Origin of the sequence: Kitasatospora cathayae, assembly GCF_027627435.1 — a bacterium.
Taxonomy (GTDB): domain Bacteria; phylum Actinomycetota; class Actinomycetes; order Streptomycetales; family Streptomycetaceae; genus Kitasatospora; species Kitasatospora cathayae.
Genome location: NZ_CP115450.1, coordinates 4,390,143 through 4,409,112 on the forward strand (window position 1 = coordinate 4,390,143; position 18,970 = coordinate 4,409,112).

The following is an 18,970-nucleotide window of genomic DNA, read 5'->3' on the forward strand; positions in this document are numbered from 1 at the left end:
CGGTCGTGCGAGGCGTCGCACCCGACGACGCGAAAGGGGCCCGTGCCCGGGCGGTCCACCGGGTACCGGCCCCTTCGCCGTACCCCGGCCGCTACCCCGCGCCGCAGCCCCGGAGGATCTCCGCGAGCTGGGCGTCCAGCTCCCGCCCGGTGTGCTCCTGCCCGATCGGCACCAGCCGGTCGGTCCGCGCCAGGAAGGCGGCCAGCGGCGCGGCCGGGGCGTGCAGCAGCGCGTCCCCGTGGGGGTTGCGCAGCGCGATGCGGACCTCGGAGGGCTCCCCGCCGAGCGGGTGGATGTGCACGTCGCCCTCGCCGGACGGGCCGCTGAGGCCGTCCAGCAGCAGCTCGCGCGCGAAGACCCAGGTGACCGGGGCGTCACCGGGCAGGTGGAAGGCGAACCGGACCGCGTACGGATCGCCGGGCTCGTACCCCAGGTCCACCACGATGCCGAAGGACAGCTCGGGCGCGACCACGAGGTTCATCACCAGGTGCCCCCGGACTGTGCTGTGCTGCTGCATGGCGCCAGTACCTCTCTTCTGCCCGGCCTCGGCGTGTGGATGAGGCTTCCGTCGCGGCCGGACACGTTTTCGACGGTCTTGTGCAGGCGATCCACCTTCGATCCCCCTCGTCCGGGTTTGGGTTTCGACCCCCGCCCGGCGCGGGAGACTCCCGCACAACGCTCCAGCCCCGGAGGTCGCCATGGGCCCCGACAACCGAACCCCGCCACCGCGCCCGGTGGTCAAACGGACCGCGCGGGCGATCCTGCTGGAGCTGGACCCGGACGACCCGTACGGCCCGGCCTCGATCGTGCTGATCCGGCGGGTCCGGCCCGGGGCGCCGCACCCCTACTGGATCACCCCGGGCGGCGGGGTCGAGCGCGGCGACCGCACGGTGGTCGAGGCGCTGCACCGCGAGGTGGACGAGGAGCTCGGCGGCAAGATCGTGGACGTGGTGCCCGCCTTCGTCGACACCATCAGCCACACCCACCACGACGACGGCACCCTGCTGCACCCGCACGGGGTCAAGGTGCAGCACTTCTTCGTCTGCCGGCTGGCCTCGATGGACCTCAGCCGGCGGCACGGGCCCGAGGTGACGGACCCGAACGGCGAGTACGAGGTGGTCCGGCTGCCCTTCACCCGCGAGGGCGTGACCTCGGTGAACGTCGTCCCGCCCCGGCTGCGGGCGTACCTGGCGGCCAACATCGAGGGCATCCGCGCGCTCCTCGCACCCGATCTCGGCTGATCACCTGGAGGCCAGTTCGCCCACCAGGTCGTGCCGGATCCGCTCGGCCGGCAGGCCCGCCCGCAGCAGCACCCCGACCCCGCGCCGCACCATCGCGGGTGGGCCGCTGAGCACCGCCTCCCGGCCGTCCCACGGGCCGAACCGGCCCACCACCTCCGGCAGTTCGCCGGTCAGCGCGCCCCCGGCCGGGCCGGTGCCGGACAGCGCCGGGCGTACGGTCAGCCAGGGCAGGCGGGCGGACAGCTCGCGCAGCGCGTCCAGCTCGTACAACTCGGCGGCGCGGCGGGCCCCGTAGAACACCTCGACACTGCGGCCGGGGCCGCCGTGCTCGGCCGCCTCCTCGACCAGGGCGCGGATCGGCGCGATGCCGGTGCCGCCGCCGAGGCAGAGCAGTTCGGTGCCGGCGGCGTGGTCGACGGTCATCGCACCGGCGGCCGGGCCCAGTCGCAGCACGTCCCCGGGGGCGGCGCGGTGAACCAGCGCGTTGCTCACCCAGCCCGCCGGAACGGCCTTGACGTGGAAGGTCAGCAGCCCGTCCGGGCGGGGCGCGGAGGCGAAGGAGTAGTGCCGCCAGACCCGCGGCCACCAGGGCGTCTCCAGGCTGCAGTACTGGCCGGCCCGGAACGGGTAGGCCTGGTCCGGGCGGACGGTGAGGACCGCGACGTCCCGGGTGCGGCGCTCGTGCCGGAGCACCTCGCCCTGCCACCAGGGCGGCGAGGTGCGGGCGGCCTCCTCGGCGGCCTCGATCATGATGGTGGAGATCAGCCGGTAGGCGCGGCGCCAGGCCAGTTCGGTCCCGGTGTCCCAGCGGCCGCCCGCGTACCGGGCCAGCGCCTGCACCAGGCACTCCCCCACCGGGGCGTAGTGGCCGGTCAGGGTGCCGTAGCGGCGGTGGCCGCGACCGAGCTCGCTCAGCCGGGTGCGCAGTGCCGCCGGGTCCTCGGCACCGCGGGCGGCGGCCAGCAGGGCGCGGAACAGCCGGTCGCGCTGGACGTCCATGGCGGCGGGGAAGAGCGAGCGGACCTCGGGGTGCTGCAGGAAGAGCAGGGCGTAGAAGTGCGCGGTGGCCCGGTCCGCGACCGGCTCGACCACGGCCAGGCTGGCCCGGATCAGCTCGATGTCCCGTGCGGTGAGCGGGAGTTCAGCTCCCGCGGGGGACGTGACGGCGACCGGGAGTTGGGCGGCGGACGGCTGCGCCGCCGCCCAGGCGTCGCTCCAACTGTCACCGGGCCCTGACCAGTTGAGGCCTGGGGCGTCGGCGAACAGGGGCTGGAAGGCGGGTGCGGTACCGGTGGTCGAGGGCGGCTCCGGGTAGCTGGGCGGGGGGACGGCCGGCGGCTCGGCGGGCGGGGGCGGGATCACCGGCACCGCCGGTCGCACGTGCGCCGGTCCCGGCGGCAGGTCCGGCAGGCCCGGCGGCCCCGGCGGCAGGTCCGGCGGGTCCAGCGGCATCGGCGGACGTACCGGCTCCGCCTCGGCCGCCATCGCCTCGGCCGCCACCGGCTCGGGCGCCACTGGTTCGGCCGCCACCGGCTCCGGCGGCAACTCCGGCAGGCCCGGGACGGCGGCGGCCCCCGCCGAGCCGTGCCCGGTGCGGATGAGAAGTGTTCTGCGGGACTTCACCGCTGCGTTTCGAGTACCCAAGAGAATCGTTTCGCCTCCGGCCGGCCTGCGCCACCACCTGGCTTGTCTCTGCTGACGCCTAGGCAGCGTGGCACGCCCGAAAAGCTCATCCGACAAATCACGCGAAGCCCGGACACCCGACCCGGGAACGCGCTACTCTCACTCGATCGGTGGTCGCCCTGAGTGCCGAGCAGCACACCCAGGGCGACCTCGCCCTGCTCAGACCGGCCTGCCCGCGACGGCGGGTTCAGAGCTGCCGCAGCAGCATCCCCGGCTGCTCGACGCAGTCCGCCACGAACCGCAGGAATCCGCCCGCCGTTCCGCCGTCGCAGACCCGGTGGTCGAAGGTGAACGACAGCTGGGTCACCTCGCGCACCGCCAACTCCCCGCCGTGCACCCAGGGTTTGGCCACGATCCGGCCGACCCCGAGCATCGCCGCCTCGGGGTGGTTGAGGATCGGGGTGGAGCCGTCCACGCCGAACACCCCGTAGTTGTTCAACGTGAAGGTGCCGCCGGTCAGTTCGGCCGGGGTGAGCGAGCCACTGCGCGCCGACTCGGTCAACCGTCCCAGCTCCTCGCCGAGTTGCTCGGTGCTGCGGGTGTGCGCGTCCCGGACCACCGGGACGACCAGTCCGCGCTCGCCCTGCGCGGCGAAGCCCAGGTGCACCGCCGAGTGCCGGACGATGCCCGAACCGTCCTCGGTCACACTGGAGTTGAGCTCCGGGAAGCGGGCCAGCGCGACCGTGCAGATCCGGGCCAGCAGCGCCAGCACACTGACCTTGGGCCCCGGCGTGGCGTTCAACTGCCGCCGCAGCGCCATCAGTTCGGTGGCGTCCGCATCCACCCAGCAGGTCGCGGCGGGGATCTCCCGGTGGCTGCGACTGAGCTTCTCGGCCACCGCCTTGCGCAGCCCGCGAAGCGGGACGACGCCGTCCTGCGCCGCGGCCGTCACGGGCGCGGCGACCGCCGGAGCGGCCACCTTCGCCGCGACCGCCCGTTCGACGTCCGCCCGCATGATCAGCCCGTCCGGCCCGCTGCCGGCGACCGCGGTCAGGTCGACCCCCTGCTCCCGGGCCAGCCGCCGCACCAACGGCGAGATCACCGGCACCACGGCCGGAGCAGCCGGAGCAACGACAGCGGCAGCAACAGGAGCAGGAGCCGCAGCCGCAGCCGCAGCCGGTGCACCCACCCGACGCCGCCGCGCACCCCTGCTCTCGGCGACCCCGTACCCCACCAACGGCCGCTCGACCTCGGCAGTCGAACCAGGCGAAGCAGGCGAACCAGCCGGAGCGTCCTCCGCCCCGCCCCCCGCCGAGGCCACCGCGACCGTCACCAACGGCGCGCCGACGGCGATCTCCTCGCCCTCCTCGCCGTACCGCGCGGTGACCACCCCGCCGTACGGGCAGGGCACCTCCACCACGGCCTTGGCCGTCTCCACCTCCACCACCGGCTGGTCGACCGCGATCACCTCGCCGACCTCGACCATCCAGCGCACCACCTCCGCCCCGGTGAGTCCCTCACCGAGGTCGGGCAGCCGGAACTCCCGTACGACGGGCATCATCCTCAGTCCTCCCACTGCAGCCGGGCGACCGCGTCCAGGATCCGGTCCACCCCGGGCAGGTGGTGGTGCTCGAGCATCGGCGGCGGGTACGGGATGTCGAAGCCGGTGACCCGCAGCACGGGTGCGGCCAGGTGGTGGAAGCAGCGCTCGGTGACCCGGGCGGCGATCTCCGCACCGGTGCCGCCGAAGCCGCTCGCCTCGTGCACCACCACGGCCCGGCCGATCGAGCGCACCACCCGGGTGACCGTCTCGTCGTCGAAGGGCACCAGGGTGCGCAGGTCCAGCACCGCGAGGTCCCAGCCCTCGGCCTTCGCCGCCTCGGCCGCCTCCAGGCAGACCGGCAGCGAGGGGCCGTAGGTGATCAGCACCGCGGAGGTGCCGGTGCGCCGCAGCACGGCCCGGCCGATCGGCTCGACCGGTACCGCCGGGTCGAACTCGGCCTTGCCCCAGTAGAGCCGCTTGGGCTCCAGGAAGACCACCGGGTCGTCGGAGGCGATCGAGGCGCGCAGCAGCCCGTACGCGTCGGCGACCGTCCCCGGGGTGACCACGTGCAGGCCGGGGGTGCTGGTGTAGTACGCCTCGGAGGCGTCGCTGTGGTGCTCGACGCCGCCGATGCCGCCGCCGTACGGGATGCGCACGGTGATCGGCAGCGGAAGCTTGCCCGCCGTGCGGTTGCGCATCTTGGCGACGTGCGAGAACAGCTGCTCCAGCGCCGGGTAGGCGAACGCGTCGAACTGCATCTCGACCACCGGGCGCAGCCCGTACATCGCCATGCCGATCGCGGTGCCGAGGATGCCGGCCTCGGCGAGCGGGGTGTCCAGGCAGCGGTCGGGGCCGAACTCGGCGGTGAGCCCGTCGGTGATCCGGAAGACGCCGCCGAGCGCGCCGACGTCCTCGCCGAGCACGTGGACCGTCGGGTCCTCGCGCATGGCGTCCCGCAGGGCGGAGTTGAGCGCCTGGGCCATGGAGGCGGTACGGGAGGAAACTGCCGTCGACATCAGTGCTGCACCTCGGCCTCGGCGGCCAGCTCGGCGGACAACTGGGCGGCCTGCTCCCGCAGTTGCGAGGTGGGCTCGGCGTAGACGTGGGCGAACAGCGTCATCGGGTCGAGCTCCGGGTCGGCGTGGAACTCGGCCCGCATCCGGGCCGCCAGCGCCTCCGCCTCGTCCGCCGCGTCCTGCACCAACTCGTCGTCCAGCAGGTTGAGTTCGCGCAGAGCGCGGTCCATCAGCAGGATCGGGTCGTGCTCCCGCCAGGCGTCCACCTCGGGCTCGGTGCGGTAGCGGGTGGCGTCGTCGGCGTTGGTGTGGGCCTCGATCCGGTAGGTCAGCGCCTCGATCAGGGTCGGGCCCTCGCCGGCCCGGGCCCGCTCGACGGCCTCGGTGAGCACGGAGTGCAGGGCGGGCGCGTCGTTGCCGTCCACCAGCCGGCCCGGCATGCCGTAGCCGACGGCCTTGTGGGCCAGACTGGGCGCGGCGGACTGGGCGCTGAGCGGGACGGAGATCGCGTAGCCGTTGTTCTGCACCAGGAAGACCACCGGGGCCCGGAGCACGGCGGCGAAGTTCAGCGCCTCGTGGAAGTCGCCCTCGCTGGTGCCGCCGTCGCCGAGCATGGCCAGCGCGACCACCGGCTCGCCGCGCAGCCGGGCGGCGTGCGCCAGTCCGACGGCGTGCGGGGCCTGGGTGCCGAGCGGCGTGCAGAGCGGGGCGGTGCGGCTGGCGCGCGGGTCGTAGCCGGTGTGGGCGTTGCCGCGCAGCAGGGTCAGCGCCTCCAGCGGGTCGACGCCGCGGGAGACCACGGCGAGGGTGTCGCGGTAGCTGGGGAACAGCCAGTCGCGCTCGCCGAGCACCAGCGCGGCGGCGACCTGGCAGGCCTCCTGCCCGGTGGAGGCCGGGTAGACGGCGAGGCGGCCCTGCTTGGTCAGGGTGGTGGCCTGCTGGTTGTAGCGCCGGCCGACGACGAGTCGCCGGTAGAGCTCGCGCAGCAGCGCCGGGTCGTGCTTCTCCAGCGCGGGGGTGCCGAGCACCCGGACGGGGGAGACGTCCGGGAGGAGGGGCGCCGGATCGGTGCGCGGGGCGGTGGCTCCGGGCATCCAGCCCGGCACGCCGGTGCGGTGTCTGTGGTCGAGAACGGTCATCTCGGGGCACCTCCAGGGGTGGCGGGGGCTCCCTACCGATTGTTCGGTCGTCTGTTCATCTTGACCAGAAGCGTGACAAGGTGGTGGACATTCGGCCCGTTCGGCGGTCGACTGGTGGCAGTGCGTCCAATCGGTGAGGGTGGGGGGTCATGTCGGCTGAACAGGTGTCCAGACTCGACCGGGTCGACCGGTCGATCCTGCGGCTGCTGCAGCAGGACGGTCGCGCCTCGATCCGCTCGGTGGCCGAGCGGGTGCACGTGTCCCGGGCCAACGCGTACGCCCGGATCTCCAGGATGGTCGAGGACGGCGTCATCCGCGGCTTCACTGCCAGGGTCGACCACGAACGGGCCGGTCAGGGCGCGTCCGCGTACATCACCCTGAAGATCGTCCAGAACTCCTGGCGCACCGTGCGCGAGCAGCTGCTGGAGCTGCCCGGGGTCGCCCACATCGCCCTGGTCGGCGGGGACTTCGACGTCCTGCTGCTGGTGCACACCGCCGACAACCACGCCCTGCGGGAGCTGGTGCTCAACCGCATCCAGTCCATCCCCCAGGTGCTCGGCACACGAACCATGCTGGTGTTCGAGGAGACCGACCAGGTGCCCCCTGATTAGGCGCCCTTCGCCTCCAGGGCGCTCAGGACGCGCGAGCCGTCAGGTGCGCGCCCGCAGCCCGTCGAAGGCCAGGTGCACCACGGCGTCCGCGACCCCGTCCGCCGCCTTCAGCCCCGGCCGGTACCACTCCACGATCGAGTTGATCATCCCGAACAGCAGCCGGGTGGCCAGCCGCGGCTCGACGTCCCCGCGCAGCGCCCCGTCCGCGACGGCCGCCCGCACCAGCTCCGCCACCTGGTGGTCGAAGTCCCGCCGCCGCTCCAGCGCCCACAGCTCGGTGGCCGTGTTGCCGCGCACCCGCAGCAGCAGCGTCACGTACGGCAGCTCCGCCAGCAGCACCTCCGCGGTGCGCCGCACCACGTGCTCCAGCCGCTCCACCGCCGGGCCCTGGACCGCGGCCGGCTCGGCCAGGATCGCGAACAGCCCGTCCAGCGCCCGCCCGACGGCCAGTCGCAGCAGCTCCTCCTTGCCGCGGACGTGGTGGTAGATGGAGGACTTGGAGATCCCGGCCGCCCGGGAGAGGTCCTCCATCGAGGTGCCGTCGTAACCGCGCTCGTTGAACACGTCGACGGTCACCGCGAGCAGTGACTCGACGGTGTAGGCGGTGCGCGTGGTGTGATCGGCCATCCTCCGAGTATCCCCGGGCACCCTGCGGCCCACTCGATCGGGTCCGGTTGGTCCACACCTGCCGGAGGGGGCAGGCCCTAGAATCTGCGGACGATCGTCCACGTCCAGCAGGCTGGGGTCCACAGCTGATGAACGCAATACCGGCAGTCTCCTCCGACGTGCCCGAGCAGCGCAGCGAGGAGCCGGCGGACGTCCCGCACGCCTGGCAGGAGCGCGCCCGGACCCTGGTGGTGCGCTTCGGTCCGGCCGTGTGGTGCTACGTGGTGCTCAAGCTGATCGGCTTCGCCGTCTTCATGAAGCTGCTCTCCTTCGCCGGCGACTACGCCAAGAAGCCGGCCCGGTTCGGCGGCGGCGCCAACCCCTGGGACGTCCTGGCCAGCTGGGACGGCTGGTGGTACCAGCAGGTCGCCCAGTTCGGCTACCACCCGGCGCTGGTCCCGATCCCGGGCGGCCAGCCCGGCTTCACCATCGAGCAGAACTCGGCCGCCTTCTTCCCGCTCTACCCGGGCCTGATGCGGCTGACCTCGGACGTCACCGGCCTCGGCCTGTACGGCGCCGGGATGCTCGTCTCGGTACTGGCCTCGCTGTTCGCCGCCGCCGGGATCTACGCCGTGGTGGACAAGCTGTCCGGCCCCCGGGCGGGCGTGATCGCGGCCGGGATCTGGGCGATCGCCCCGGGTTCGGGCGCCGAGTGGGCGGTCTACTCGGACTCGCTGTTCGTCGCGCTGGCCGCCTGGGCCTGCTACTTCACGATGACCAGGCAGTGGGTCGCGGCCGGGGCGATCACCCTGGTCGCCGGGCTCAACCGGCCGACCGCGGCGGCGCTGATCGGAGCCGTCGGCCTGGCCGCGCTGGTCGAGCTGTACCGGCGGGAGAGCGGGGTGCTGCGCCCGCTGGCCGCGCTGCTGACGGCCCCGCTCGGCCTGCTCGGCTACGTGGCCTGGGTGGGCTGGAAGACCGGCGAGTGGGGCGGCTACTTCCGCATCCAGCACGACGCCTGGCTGCACTACTTCGACTGGGGCCAGGGCACCTGGCAGGCGATCCGCGGCGTGCTGCTGGGCCGCAACGACTACCCCTTCGCCTTCCCGGTGCCTGACCTGCTGGCCACCCTCATCGTGTTCAGCCTGCCGGTGCTGATCGTGCTGCTGGTCCGGCTGCGCCCGCCGCTGGTCCTGACCGCCTACACGCTGGCCACGATCGTCTCGGTGCTCGGGAGCCTGGGCATCTTCGGCAACGTCTCGCGCTACCTGCTGCCGGCGTTCCCGCTGTTCATCGCGCTCGCGGTGGGGATGCGCAAGCTCAGCTGGCCGGTGCTGGCGACCGTGCTGGGCACCGGCGCGATCGCCTCGGGCTGGTACGCCGGGTACGTGATCTTCGAGCTCGGCGTGCCGTAGACCGGCAGCACGAAGAACCCCGGGGCGCGTCCGACCAGGACGCGCCCCTTCGCGTTCCCGCCGGATTCCGTTCCCTTCCCGCCGGAATCCGTCCCCTGCACCCTCTTGAGCCGACCGATCGTTCGGTTACTCTGTGACGTGTCCCGTCCTCCCCCTTGAGGAGCGCACAGATGTCCGCAGCGGTCACCCACCCCCTCGTCAGCGAGCTGGTCGAGCGCCACCAGGCCACCCTGGACGCCGCGCTCGCCGCCGCCGCGAAGCGCGACTACTGGTCCGCCTACCCCGAGTTCCCGAAGGCCTACGGCGAGAACGGCCCGGCGGACGGCAAGGCCGCCTTCGACGCCCTGCTCGGCCGGCCCTTCGTCCTCGACGGCCACCCCACCGACGGCGACCAGGTCGGCGGCGAGGCCTCCCCGTACGGCATCGAGCTGGGCATCACCTACCCGCACGCCGACCCGGACGCGCTGATCGCCGCGATGCGCGCCGCCCAGCCCGGCTGGGCCGCCGCCTCGCCGCTGGAGCGCGCCGCCGTCTGCCTGGAGATCCTGCACCGGATCAACGCCCGCTCCCACGAGTTCGCCCAGGCCGTCATGCACACCACCGGCCAGGCCTACGGCATGGCCTTCCAGGCCGGCGGCCCGCACGCCCAGGACCGCGGCCTGGAGGCCGTCGCCTACGCCTACGCCGAGCAGACCCGGCTGCCCCGGCAGGCCGGCTGGACCAAGCCCCAGGGCAAGCGCGAACCGCTGGTGATGACCAAGGAGTTCACCGTCGTCCCGCGCGGCCTCGCGCTGCTGATCGGCTGCAACACCTTCCCCACCTGGAACGGCTACCCCGGCCTGTTCGCCTCGCTGGCCACCGGCAACCCGGTGCTGGTCAAGCCGCACCCGCGGGCCGTGCTGCCGCTCGCGCTCACCGTCGCGATCGCCCGCGAGGTGCTCACCGAGGCCGGCTTCGACGCCAACCTGGTCTGCCTGGCCGCCGAGCACGACGGCGGCACGGTCGCCGCGACCCTCGCGGTCCGCCCCGAGATCAAGATGATCGACTACACCGGTTCCACCACCTTCGGCGACTGGCTGGAGGAGCACGCCAAGCAGGCCCAGGTCTACACCGAGAAGGCCGGCGTCAACGCGGTGGTGATCGACTCCACCGACGACTACAAGGGCATGCTGGGCAACCTGGCCTTCGCGCTCTCGCTCTACAGCGGCCAGATGTGCACCACCCCGCAGAACCTGCTGATCCCGCGCGGCGGCATCAGCACCGACCAGGGCGACAAGTCCTTCGACCAGGTGGTCGCCGACCTCGGCGCCGCCATCGAGGGCCTGCTCTCCGACGACGCCCGCGCCGCCGCCATCCTCGGCGCCGTGGTCAACCCGGGCGTGCTGCAGCGCTCGGCGGCCGCGGCGAGCGGCGAGTACGGCGAACTCGCCCTCGCCCCGCGCGCGGTGGTCTCACCCGACTTCCCCGGCGCGACCGTCCGCACCCCGGCGCTGATCAAGCTCAACGCCGACAAGCCGGACGACCGCGCGGTCTTCCGCACCGAGTGCTTCGGCCCGGTCTCCTTCGCCGTCGCCGTAGAATCCACCCCCGCCGCCGTGGAGTTGCTGCGCACCACGGTCCGCGAGAAGGGCGCCATGACGGCCTCCGGCTACACCACCTCGCCCGAGGTGGAGGCCCTGCTGGTCGAGGCCGCGCTGGACTCCGGCGTCTCGCTCTCGCTCAACCTCACCGGCGGCGTCTACCCCAACCAGACCGCCGCCTTCTCCGACCTGCACGGCACCGGCGCCAACCCGGCCGCCAACTCCGCCTATTGCGACGGCGCCTTCGTCGCCAACCGGTTCCGCACCGTGGAGATCCGCCGGCACAGCTGAACCCCTGTCCGCATCGGTCCCCCGGTGGTCATCGGCCACCGGGGGACCGGCGGTTCACAGCTCCGGAGGCGCCAGCGATGATGGAGGCTGGGAGAACGCCGGGAACGGCGTCCAACCGCCCTCCGAACAACGGGAGCTGATACATGACCGTGAAGCCGACCACCGAAACCGACGTCATCGTCGTCGGCGCCGGACCGACCGGACTGCTGCTGGCCGGCGACCTCGCCGCCGCCGGGGTCGGCGTCACCGTCCTGGAGAAGCGCGCCTCCGAGTCCAACCTCACCCGGGCCTTCGCCGTGCACGCCCGCAGCCTGGAACTGCTGGACGCCCGCGGCCTCGCCGACGAGTTGATCGCCACCGGCCGCCCGCTCAGCGGACTGAGGATGATGAACCGGCTCGGGATCGACTTCGGCTCGCTGCCCAGCCGCTTCCCGTTCGTCCTGATCACCCCGCAGTACAACGTCGAACGGCTGCTCCAGGAGCGCGCCGAACGGGCCGGCGCCGTGATCCTGCGCGGCGCCGAGGTCACCGGGCTGCGCCAGGACGCCGAGCGCGTCACCCTGGAGACCGGCGACGGGCGGACCCACCGCGCCCGCTACGCGGTCGGCACCGACGGCGTCCGCTCGGCCGTCCGCGAGCTGCTCGGAATCCCCTTCCCCGGCGAGTCCGTGGTCGACTCCGTTATGCTCGCCGACGTCCGGCTGGAGCGCGAGCCCGCCGACGCGATCGCCGTCGGCGCCAACAAGGCCGGCTTCTCCTTCGTCGTCCCGTTCGGCGACGGCTGGTACCGGGTCATCGCCTGGGACCGCAACGAGCAGCACGCGGACGGCGCCACCCCCGCCCCCGAGCAGCTCACCGCGATCGTCCAGGCCACCCAGGGCGAGGACTACGGCCTGCACGACGTGCGGTGGAGCTCCACCTTCCACAGCGACGAGCGCCAGGCCCCCAACTACCGCTCCGGCCGGGTCTTCCTGGCCGGCGACGCCGCCCACTGCCACTCCCCGGCCGGCGGCCAGGGCATGAACACCGGCCTCCAGGACGCCGCCAACCTCTCCTGGAAGCTCGCCGCCGCCCTCCGGGGCCGGGCCACCGACGCGCTGCTCGACACCTACCAGGGCGAACGGCACCCGGTCGCCAGAACGGTGCTGCGCACCTCCGGCGCACTGATCCGGATCGCCCTCGCCGAGTCCGCCCCCACCCGCGCCCTGCGCGGGGCGCTCACCGCGATCGGCGGCCACCTCGACCTGCTCACCGAGCGCGGCGCCCGGATGGTCTCCGGCATCGAGATCTCCTACCCCGCCCCCAAGGGCGCCCACCCGCAGGTCGGCAAGCGCGTCCCGGACCTGCGGCTGACCGCGCTCAGCAAGCCCGCCGAGGACGCCCCGGCCGCCCCCGAGCGGCTCTACGAGGCGCTGCGCGCCGGGAAGTTCGTCCTGGTCAGCAATGACGAGCTGACCGCCGTCGAGCCCTGGGCGGACCGCCTGGTCTGCGCCGCCCCGGCCGACCCGCACGGCAAGCTGGCGGACACCGTGCTGCTGATCCGCCCGGACGGCTACGTCGCCTGGGCCGCCGTCGACCCCGGCCAGGGCGAACTCCGCGAGGCCCTCACCACCTGGCTGGGCACCGCCACCGAGGCCTGACCCCGGCTCAGCCCGTCCGCCGTCCCACCCGGTTCCCGCGCCCCGAAGAGGGGCGCGGGAACCGCGCGTTGCGGAAGACGCCGACCGGCACCCGAGCGCCCCGGCCGCCCTTCCCGGACCGCCGCACGGCGCCGCGCCCCGCCGACCCTTCGTTCGGTCGTCCGTTAACTCCGCGCCTTCACGTAGTGCCGCGCCGCCTTCGCCCGGTTCCCGCAGACCGCCATCCGGCACCACCGCCGGCGCCCGTTCTGCGAGGCGTCGAAGAAATGCAGAATGCACGCCTCGTGTGCGCACTGCTTCACTCGGTGAGCACCCTGCCCGAGCAGCGCGAGGAAGTCGTCCGCCGCCAGCCACGGCGCCAGCCACTCCGGCCCGTCCGCCTCGACCCGGTCCGCCGCCCCGCCCGGTCCGGCCGTCCGCCGGATCCGTCCGTGCGCCAGCACCGCGTCCAGCCCGTCCCGCGCCGCCGCGCCCAACTCGCCCTGCTCACGCGCGTCCTGGGCGGCCAGCTCGATCGCCTCGCGGGCCTGCCGGATCGCCGCCAGCCCCGCCTCGTCGGCCGTGCAGCGCCCGCTCAGCCCGTTGCTGGACAGCCAGATCCCGTACTGTTCGACGCCGGTGAGCGCGTCGTTGACGGGCGTTCCGGCCCAGCGGGTGTTGAGCAGATCGAGCGCCAGCGGCTCGCCGATCAGCGGTCGGTGGTCCCTCGGGTCCGGCATCACGTCAGTCATCGCTCTCCCTCGGCTCCGTTCGATTCTACGGCCGCGCCCCGCGCCGTGAATTGGTATGGACCGTGTCCGGAATTCCGGCCATTCACTGTATGGAATCACCGGATTTACGGCGCTCCACAGTTGACTGTTTTTTAGCAACGAATTGCTTGGACATGGGACATCTCGAGCAGTTGTTCTGTCATGTTCTAGCCAGCGTTCACGACCCCGGAACGCCTGGCCCCTTGCCGGCCCCCACAGCCGGCCAGAGGAGGATCCGTTGCGCCCCCGCACCCTCGCACTCGCCGCGGCGATAGCCGTGCTGCCGCTGACCGCCGTCTCGCTCGGCGTCTCCGCCGCACAGGCCGCACCCGTCCCGCACGCCACCCCGCGCGTCGCCCTGCCGAACACCGTGAACCCGGCGGTGGCCCACTCGGAGAAGAAGGGCGACGTCCCCGCCGAGCAGCAGATCTCGGTGGCCGTCAGCCTCAAGCTGCGCAACTCCGACGCCCTGGACCGCTTCCTCACCGCGGTCGCCACGCCCGGCGCGCCGGAGTTCGGCAAGTACCTGACGCCGGAACAGTTCACCGCGCGGTTCGGCCCGACCCAGCAGGACGTCGACCAGGTCAAGGCGTACCTGACCGCGCAGGGCCTGACCGTCGCCGACGTGAGCGCCAACCGCCAGGTGGTCACCGCCCACGGCACCACCGCGCAGATCTCGCAGGCCTTCGGCACCCACGAGAGCTCCTACCTGGACCCGCAGCTGCAGCGCGCGTTCTTCGCCAACGACGCCGCCGCCTCGATCCCCGCCGACCTGGCCTCCGTGGTCCAGGGCGTGAGCGGCCTGGACAACCACGCGGTGCGCAAGACCCACCTGGCCAAGCCGAACGCGGTCACCCCGAACGCCGCCACCGCCACCCCGAGCGGCATGAGCCCGGCCCAGTACGACGGCGCCTACAACCTGAACAAGACCGGCGCCGACGGCACCGGCACGACGGTCGCCCTCTGGGAGTTCGACGGCTACCAGTCGTCCAACCTGACCACCTACGACTCGCAGTTCGGCCTGACCGGCCCGGCCGTCACCACCGTCTCGGTGGACGGCGCCAACTACGACTCCGCCCCCGGCCAGGGCCAGGGCGAGGTCGAGCTGGACAGCGAGATCGTCCGCGGCGCGGCCCCCAAGGCCACCCAGCTGGTCTACGAGGCCCCGAACAACGACCAGGGCGAGATCGACATGGCCAACAAGATCGTGGCCGACAACAAGGCCTCGGTCATCTCGATCTCCTGGGGCTCCTGCGAGCCGGACACCACCGCCGCCTCGATGACGGCCGTCGACAACGCCTTCAAGCAGGCCGCCGCCCAGGGCATCTCGATCTTCTCCGCCTCCGGCGACGACGGCTCGCGCGACTGCACCCGCTCCACCAGCGGCTCGACCGTCAAGGCCGTCGACTTCCCGGCGTCCAGCCCGCACCAGACCGGTGTCGGCGGCACCAACCTCAAGGTCGGCAGCAGCAACACCTACTCCTCGGAGAGCGCCTGGAGCACCGCCGGCGGCGGCGTCTCCACCGTGTTCAGCAAGCCGAGCTGGCAGACCGGCACCGGCGTCAGCGGCACCATGCGCACCGTCCCGGACGTCGCCTCCAACGCCGACCCGGCCAGCGGCTTCTCGATCTACACGGCCGGTGGCTGGCAGGTCTACGGCGGCACCAGCGCGGCCGCGCCGCTGTGGTCCGGCTACGCCGCCCAGTTCAACCAGAAGGCCAAGGCCGCCGGTCAGTCCGCCCTCGGCGAGGCGAGCCCGAAGCTGTACTCGGTCGCGAACAGCAGCAGCTACGGCAGCACCTTCCACGACGTGACCACCGGCGCCAACCAGGACTTCTCCGCCAAGGCCGGCTACGACCAGGTCACCGGCTGGGGCTCCCCGGTCGCCGACGCCCTGACCACCGCCCTGCTCGGCAGCAGCGGCACCACCCCGCCGCCCACCGGCGGCTGCACCGCCGCCCAGCTGATCGGCAACGGCGGCTTCGAGACCGGCACCGCCGCCCCGTGGACCACCTCCTCGGGCGTCGTCGACAACAGCAGCTCGCAGCCGGCCCACTCGGGCAGCTGGAAGGCCTGGCTGGACGGCTACGGCAGCACCCACACCGACACCCTGTCGCAGACCGTCTCGGTCCCGACCGGCTGCGCCTCCGCGACCCTCACCTTCTGGCTGCACATCGACACCGCGGAGACCGGCAGCACCGCGTACGACACGCTGACCCTGCAGGCCAACGGCACCAAGCTGAAGACCTGGTCCAACGTGAACGCGGCCGCCGGTTACGTGCAGCAGACCGTGGACCTGACCTCCTTCGCCGGCCAGACCGTGACCCTCAAGTTCACCGGCACCGAGGACGGCTCCAACCAGACCAGCTTCGTGATCGACGACGTCGCGCTGAACGTCAAGTGATCACCGGCTGACGGCACTGGGTAACCGCAGGTAGCACCACCCAGACCCCCGCCGGGGCGGCGCCACAGGGCCCGCCCCGGCGGTGTCCGTTTCCGCCCGCTCCCCCGCCCCCCGGCTCGCGTTCCGGCCGTGTTTCCGGACTGTTTCAAGATCGCTAACCCTCCGGTCCACCTGCCGTGACCACTGTCATACGCACGACTGATGACGTAGCCTCTCGACCGTGCATAGGGTTCCCCAAAGCTCGGTGAAGCCGCTGACGGCGCACCCCGGCGTCGGCCCGGTGCCACCGAACTCACCTGGTGGGGAGGGTCACCGCATGGCCGCACAGCAACCTCAGGACGCCGCGCGGCTGCGGCTGGTCGGATCGCGTACGGAGCGTCCCGATCCACCCGTGCCCGCGCCGTCCCCCGTCCCGGCCCCGACGGCCCCCGCGCCGTCCGCCGGTCGTCCCGCCCCGGCCGGCGGCTTCGCGGACGCCCTGCACCTGGCCATCGAGGCCAGCGGGCTCAGCCTGGACCGGATCCGCGCCGCCCTGGCCAAACGTGGCGTCAGGGTCAGCGTCACGACGCTGAGTTACTGGCGCCGCGGTCGCAGCCAGCCCGAGCGGGCCAGCTCGCTGCGCGCCGTCCACCTGCTGGAGGAGCTGCTCGGCCTGCCGCACAGCGCGCTCTCCTCGCTGCTCGGCCCGCCGCGCCCGCGCGGCCGCTGGGCCGCCGCCGCCAGCACCCTGCACCTCGGACTGGAGGACGTCTGGCCGGGCGAGCAGGAGATCGCCGCCATCTTCGCCGAGCTGGACGCCCCGCCGGCCGGCGAGCTGGAGCGGCTCAGCATCCACGACTCGTACTACGTGGACGCCCAGCGGCGCGGCAACCTGCTGCGGATGCGCCAGGTGGTGCGCGCCACGGTCGGCGGCGTCGGCCGCTGCATGGTCGTGCACAAGGCCGACGAGGAGGCCACCGGCTGCCCGGAGATCACCTCGGTGCGGCACGGCCGGCTCGGCCGGGTCCGCCGCCGCCCGGAGTCCGGGCTGACCGTCGCCGAGCTGATGCTGGACCGCCCGCTCGGGCTCGGCGACAGCACGGTCTTCGAGTACGAGGTGGAGATCCCGCCGGGCGGCCCGACCCTGGAGTACAGCCGCCGCTTCGCCACCCAGGTGCGCGAGTACGTGCTCCAGGTGCACTTCGACCCGGCGGCCGTCCCGGCGCACTGCGAGCGCTACGACCGCGAGCCGGGCGCCGACGTCGACCACCGCCGCGAGCAGCTGTGGATCGGTGCCTCGGCGAGCGCCCACGTCCTCTCACCCGACCAGCAGCCGGGCCACATCGGCATCCGCTGGGAGTGGGCCTGATCCTTCGCCCGCCGAGCCCCGCCGGACCATCCGGCGGGGCTTTCGCGTTCCCACACCCAAAACCTAACCACTTCATGCCTGAGTACTGGTTGACGGTGCATCACCTAACCCCTAACCTCATGAACACCGGTTAGGCAGGAGCCTCGCCGGAAGCCCCAGCCCCGGGAGTGACCAGGCATGTCCAGCACCACCCTGCTCCGCACCCTGAAGACCGGCCACGTGGGCCTGAACGTCACCGACCTGAACCGCTCGATCGACTTCTACCGCGCCGTCCTCGGCCTCCAGCTCGCCCACGAGGGCACCGACCCCGAGCGCCGCTACGCCATGCTCGGCCGGGACGGCCGCCTGGTGGTCACGCTCTGGCAGCAGAGCACCGGCGCCTTCTCCACCGCCACCCCCGGCCTGCACCACCTCTCCTTCGAGGTGGAGAGCCTCGACGAGGTCCGCGCCACCGAGAACCTGCTGCGCGAGCTGGGCGCCGAGTTCGCCTACGACGGCGTCGTCCCGCACGGCGAGGGCTCCGCCTCCGGCGGCATCTTCTTCAGCGACCCGGACGGCATCCGACTGGAGATCTACACCCGCACCGGGGTGGACGAGACCACCGCCGACGCCCCCATCACCGGCGCCCCGACCTGCGGCTTCTTCTAAACCACGCCTCTCACCCATCCCGAGCCGGCGCACCTGGTGAACCACGGGGGAGCACACCATGACGACCATCAGCACGCCCTACCACTCCGGTGAGCGGACCGCCCAGGCCCGCGCCGGGGTGACCGACCGGGCCGACCACGCCGGCCGGTCGATCCGCAGCACCGTCCCGGCGGTGGCCGCCCGCTTCCTGACCGAGCGGCGGATGCTGGTGGTCGGTGCCGCCGACCCGGACGGCCGGGTCTGGGCCACCCAGCTGTCCGGCCCGGCCGGTTTCCTGCAGGCCGCGGACGAGCGCACCATGACGGTCGCCGCCCGCCCGGCCGAGGCCGATCCGCTGGCCGAGGCACTGGCCCGGCCCGCGCAGGTCGGCACCATCGCCCTGGACCCGGCCGGCCGCCGCCGGATGCGGCTCAACGGCCGCTCGGCGCCGGACGGCCGGGGCGGGCTGCTGGTCCACGCCGAGGAGGTGGTGTCCAACTGCCCGAAGTACATCCAGCGCCGCACCCCGCTGGACCGCCCGGGCGCGGGCCTGCCCCGCACCGTCGCCGCCGGCCCGGCCCTGTCCACCGCGCAGCGGCTCGCCGTGAACACCTCGGACACCTTCTTCATCGCGACCGCAGGCCCGGACGGCCGGGTGGACGCCTCGCACCGCGGCGGCTTCCCCGGCTTCCTGGAGGCGGTGGCGCCGGACCGGGTGCGCTGGCCCGAGTACCACGGCAACGCGATGTTCATGACGCTCGGGAACCTGGAGCTGGACCCGCGGGCCGGCCTGCTGCTGCCCGACTGGGAGACCGGCGGGGCGCTGCTGATCACCGGCGAGGCCCGCACCGACTGGTCCGAGGAGGCCCGGGAGGCCGCCCCGGGCGCCGAGCGGATGGTCGAACTGACCGTCACCGGCGTCCGCGAACTCGCCGACGCCACCCCGCTGACCTGGACCGATCCGGAGTACTCGCCCGCCAACCCGCGCTGATCACCCCTCAGGTCCCTACGATCTCCTGCCGTTCCCGCCCACCAGCGCCACGCCCGGAAGCCCTGGGGGTACCTCCCGGCCGAAGGCTGGGGGAGGGTCCTCACCCGTCCGGCGCAATCCGCCGCGCCACACCCCGCCCGCTTTGG

The 18,970-nt window shown here is 73.2% G+C and carries 16 protein-coding genes; 9 read left to right on the forward strand and 7 right to left on the reverse strand.

The genetic code is table 11. From position 1 onward, the window contains the following. Positions 1-91 precede the first annotated feature (91 nt). The gene (locus tag O1G21_RS19495) at positions 92-481 is read right to left on the reverse strand and encodes an SsgA family sporulation/cell division regulator (protein ID WP_270151102.1); all 390 of its coding nucleotides are present in this window, start codon (positions 479-481) and stop codon (positions 92-94) included. Between the two features lie 217 nt (positions 482-698). Here O1G21_RS19495 and O1G21_RS19500 point away from each other — a divergent pair, with 217 nt between their 5' ends. Then, positions 699-1,241: an NUDIX domain-containing protein gene (locus O1G21_RS19500; protein ID WP_270145606.1), complete on the forward strand. Its 543-nt coding sequence runs from the start codon at positions 699-701 to the stop codon at positions 1,239-1,241. Here O1G21_RS19500 and O1G21_RS19505 read toward each other — a convergent pair whose 3' ends face one another. The 4 genes from O1G21_RS19505 to pdhA form a co-directional block, all read right to left on the reverse strand. Further along, positions 1,242-2,864, reverse strand: a complete 1,623-nt coding sequence (locus O1G21_RS19505) for a globin domain-containing protein (RefSeq protein WP_270145608.1) — start codon at positions 2,862-2,864, stop codon at positions 1,242-1,244. A gap of 247 nt (positions 2,865-3,111) precedes the next feature. Continuing rightward, positions 3,112-4,422 (reverse strand): dihydrolipoamide acetyltransferase family protein, encoded by a 1,311-nt coding sequence (locus tag O1G21_RS19510; RefSeq protein WP_270151103.1) that lies wholly within the window; start codon positions 4,420-4,422, stop codon positions 3,112-3,114. A gap of 5 nt (positions 4,423-4,427) precedes the next feature. After that, the gene (locus O1G21_RS19515; protein WP_270145610.1) at positions 4,428-5,423 is read right to left on the reverse strand and encodes an alpha-ketoacid dehydrogenase subunit beta; all 996 of its coding nucleotides are present in this window, start codon (positions 5,421-5,423) and stop codon (positions 4,428-4,430) included. After that, positions 5,423-6,562, reverse strand: a complete 1,140-nt coding sequence (pdhA, locus tag O1G21_RS19520; RefSeq protein ID WP_405000676.1) for a pyruvate dehydrogenase (acetyl-transferring) E1 component subunit alpha — start codon at positions 6,560-6,562, stop codon at positions 5,423-5,425. The genes O1G21_RS19515 and pdhA overlap by 1 nt, the downstream gene beginning before the upstream one ends. 149 nt (positions 6,563-6,711) lie before the next feature. Here pdhA and O1G21_RS19525 point away from each other — a divergent pair, with 149 nt between their 5' ends. After that, positions 6,712-7,173 carry an Lrp/AsnC family transcriptional regulator gene (locus tag O1G21_RS19525; protein ID WP_270145612.1) on the forward strand — a complete coding sequence of 154 codons (462 nt, stop codon included), beginning with the start codon at positions 6,712-6,714 and terminating at the stop codon, positions 7,171-7,173. A 39-nt stretch (positions 7,174-7,212) separates the two neighbouring features. Here O1G21_RS19525 and O1G21_RS19530 read toward each other — a convergent pair whose 3' ends face one another. Continuing rightward, complete coding sequence (locus tag O1G21_RS19530) at positions 7,213-7,800, reverse strand: TetR/AcrR family transcriptional regulator (RefSeq protein WP_270145614.1); 588 nt, start codon at positions 7,798-7,800, stop codon at positions 7,213-7,215. 128 nt (positions 7,801-7,928) lie between these two features. Between O1G21_RS19530 and O1G21_RS19535 the strand changes: the two genes are divergently transcribed. From O1G21_RS19535 to O1G21_RS19545, 3 genes are all read left to right on the forward strand, one after another. Then, entirely contained in the window at positions 7,929-9,194 is a 1,266-nt protein-coding gene (locus O1G21_RS19535) for a glycosyltransferase family protein (RefSeq protein ID WP_270145615.1), read from the forward strand. A gap of 170 nt (positions 9,195-9,364) precedes the next feature. After that, positions 9,365-11,065 carry a phenylacetic acid degradation protein PaaN gene (gene paaN, locus O1G21_RS19540; RefSeq protein WP_270145617.1) on the forward strand — a complete coding sequence of 567 codons (1,701 nt, stop codon included), beginning with the start codon at positions 9,365-9,367 and terminating at the stop codon, positions 11,063-11,065. A 143-nt stretch (positions 11,066-11,208) separates the two neighbouring features. Then, entirely contained in the window at positions 11,209-12,705 is a 1,497-nt protein-coding gene (locus O1G21_RS19545) for an FAD-dependent monooxygenase (protein ID WP_270145619.1), read from the forward strand. A 164-nt stretch (positions 12,706-12,869) separates the two neighbouring features. Here the strand turns inward: O1G21_RS19545 and O1G21_RS19550 are convergent, their stop codons facing one another. Further along, complete coding sequence (locus O1G21_RS19550; protein ID WP_270145621.1) at positions 12,870-13,436, reverse strand: CGNR zinc finger domain-containing protein; 567 nt, start codon at positions 13,434-13,436, stop codon at positions 12,870-12,872. Between the two features lie 256 nt (positions 13,437-13,692). On the opposite strand from O1G21_RS19550, the gene O1G21_RS19555 reads away from it, so the two are divergent. From O1G21_RS19555 to O1G21_RS19570, 4 genes are all read left to right on the forward strand, one after another. Next, positions 13,693-15,858, forward strand: a complete 2,166-nt coding sequence (locus O1G21_RS19555; RefSeq protein ID WP_270145623.1) for a protease pro-enzyme activation domain-containing protein — start codon at positions 13,693-13,695, stop codon at positions 15,856-15,858. A gap of 316 nt (positions 15,859-16,174) precedes the next feature. Beyond that, positions 16,175-17,206 carry an XRE family transcriptional regulator gene (locus tag O1G21_RS19560; protein WP_270145624.1) on the forward strand — a complete coding sequence of 344 codons (1,032 nt, stop codon included), beginning with the start codon at positions 16,175-16,177 and terminating at the stop codon, positions 17,204-17,206. A gap of 177 nt (positions 17,207-17,383) precedes the next feature. Continuing rightward, positions 17,384-17,854 (forward strand): VOC family protein, encoded by a 471-nt coding sequence (locus tag O1G21_RS19565; protein WP_270145626.1) that lies wholly within the window; start codon positions 17,384-17,386, stop codon positions 17,852-17,854. Positions 17,855-17,912: 58 nt separating this feature from the next. Continuing rightward, positions 17,913-18,824 carry a pyridoxamine 5'-phosphate oxidase family protein gene (locus O1G21_RS19570; protein WP_270145628.1) on the forward strand — a complete coding sequence of 304 codons (912 nt, stop codon included), beginning with the start codon at positions 17,913-17,915 and terminating at the stop codon, positions 18,822-18,824. Positions 18,825-18,970: the final 146 nt, after the last annotated feature.

Bases quoted from the DNA above. Each gene is read 5' to 3' on its own strand.
- O1G21_RS19510 (WP_270151103.1), bottom strand. From the start codon at position 4,422: ATGCCCGTCGTACGGGAGTTCCGGCTGCCCGACCTCGGTGAGGGACTC.
- O1G21_RS19495 (WP_270151102.1), bottom strand. From the start codon at position 481: ATGAACCTCGTGGTCGCGCCCGAGCTGTCCTTCGGCATCGTGGTGGAC.
- O1G21_RS19565 (WP_270145626.1), top strand. From the start codon at position 17,384: ATGTCCAGCACCACCCTGCTCCGCACCCTGAAGACCGGCCACGTGGGC.
- O1G21_RS19535 (WP_270145615.1), top strand. From the start codon at position 7,929: ATGAACGCAATACCGGCAGTCTCCTCCGACGTGCCCGAGCAGCGCAGC.
- O1G21_RS19500 (WP_270145606.1), top strand. From the start codon at position 699: ATGGGCCCCGACAACCGAACCCCGCCACCGCGCCCGGTGGTCAAACGG.
- O1G21_RS19570 (WP_270145628.1), top strand. From the start codon at position 17,913: ATGACGACCATCAGCACGCCCTACCACTCCGGTGAGCGGACCGCCCAG.
- pdhA (WP_405000676.1), bottom strand. From the start codon at position 6,562: ATGACCGTTCTCGACCACAGACACCGCACCGGCGTGCCGGGCTGGATG.
- O1G21_RS19550 (WP_270145621.1), bottom strand. From the start codon at position 13,436: ATGACTGACGTGATGCCGGACCCGAGGGACCACCGACCGCTGATCGGC.
- O1G21_RS19515 (WP_270145610.1), bottom strand. From the start codon at position 5,423: ATGTCGACGGCAGTTTCCTCCCGTACCGCCTCCATGGCCCAGGCGCTC.
- paaN (WP_270145617.1), top strand. From the start codon at position 9,365: ATGTCCGCAGCGGTCACCCACCCCCTCGTCAGCGAGCTGGTCGAGCGC.
- O1G21_RS19525 (WP_270145612.1), top strand. From the start codon at position 6,712: ATGTCGGCTGAACAGGTGTCCAGACTCGACCGGGTCGACCGGTCGATC.
- O1G21_RS19560 (WP_270145624.1), top strand. From the start codon at position 16,175: ATGGCCGCACAGCAACCTCAGGACGCCGCGCGGCTGCGGCTGGTCGGA.
- O1G21_RS19545 (WP_270145619.1), top strand. From the start codon at position 11,209: ATGACCGTGAAGCCGACCACCGAAACCGACGTCATCGTCGTCGGCGCC.
- O1G21_RS19530 (WP_270145614.1), bottom strand. From the start codon at position 7,800: ATGGCCGATCACACCACGCGCACCGCCTACACCGTCGAGTCACTGCTC.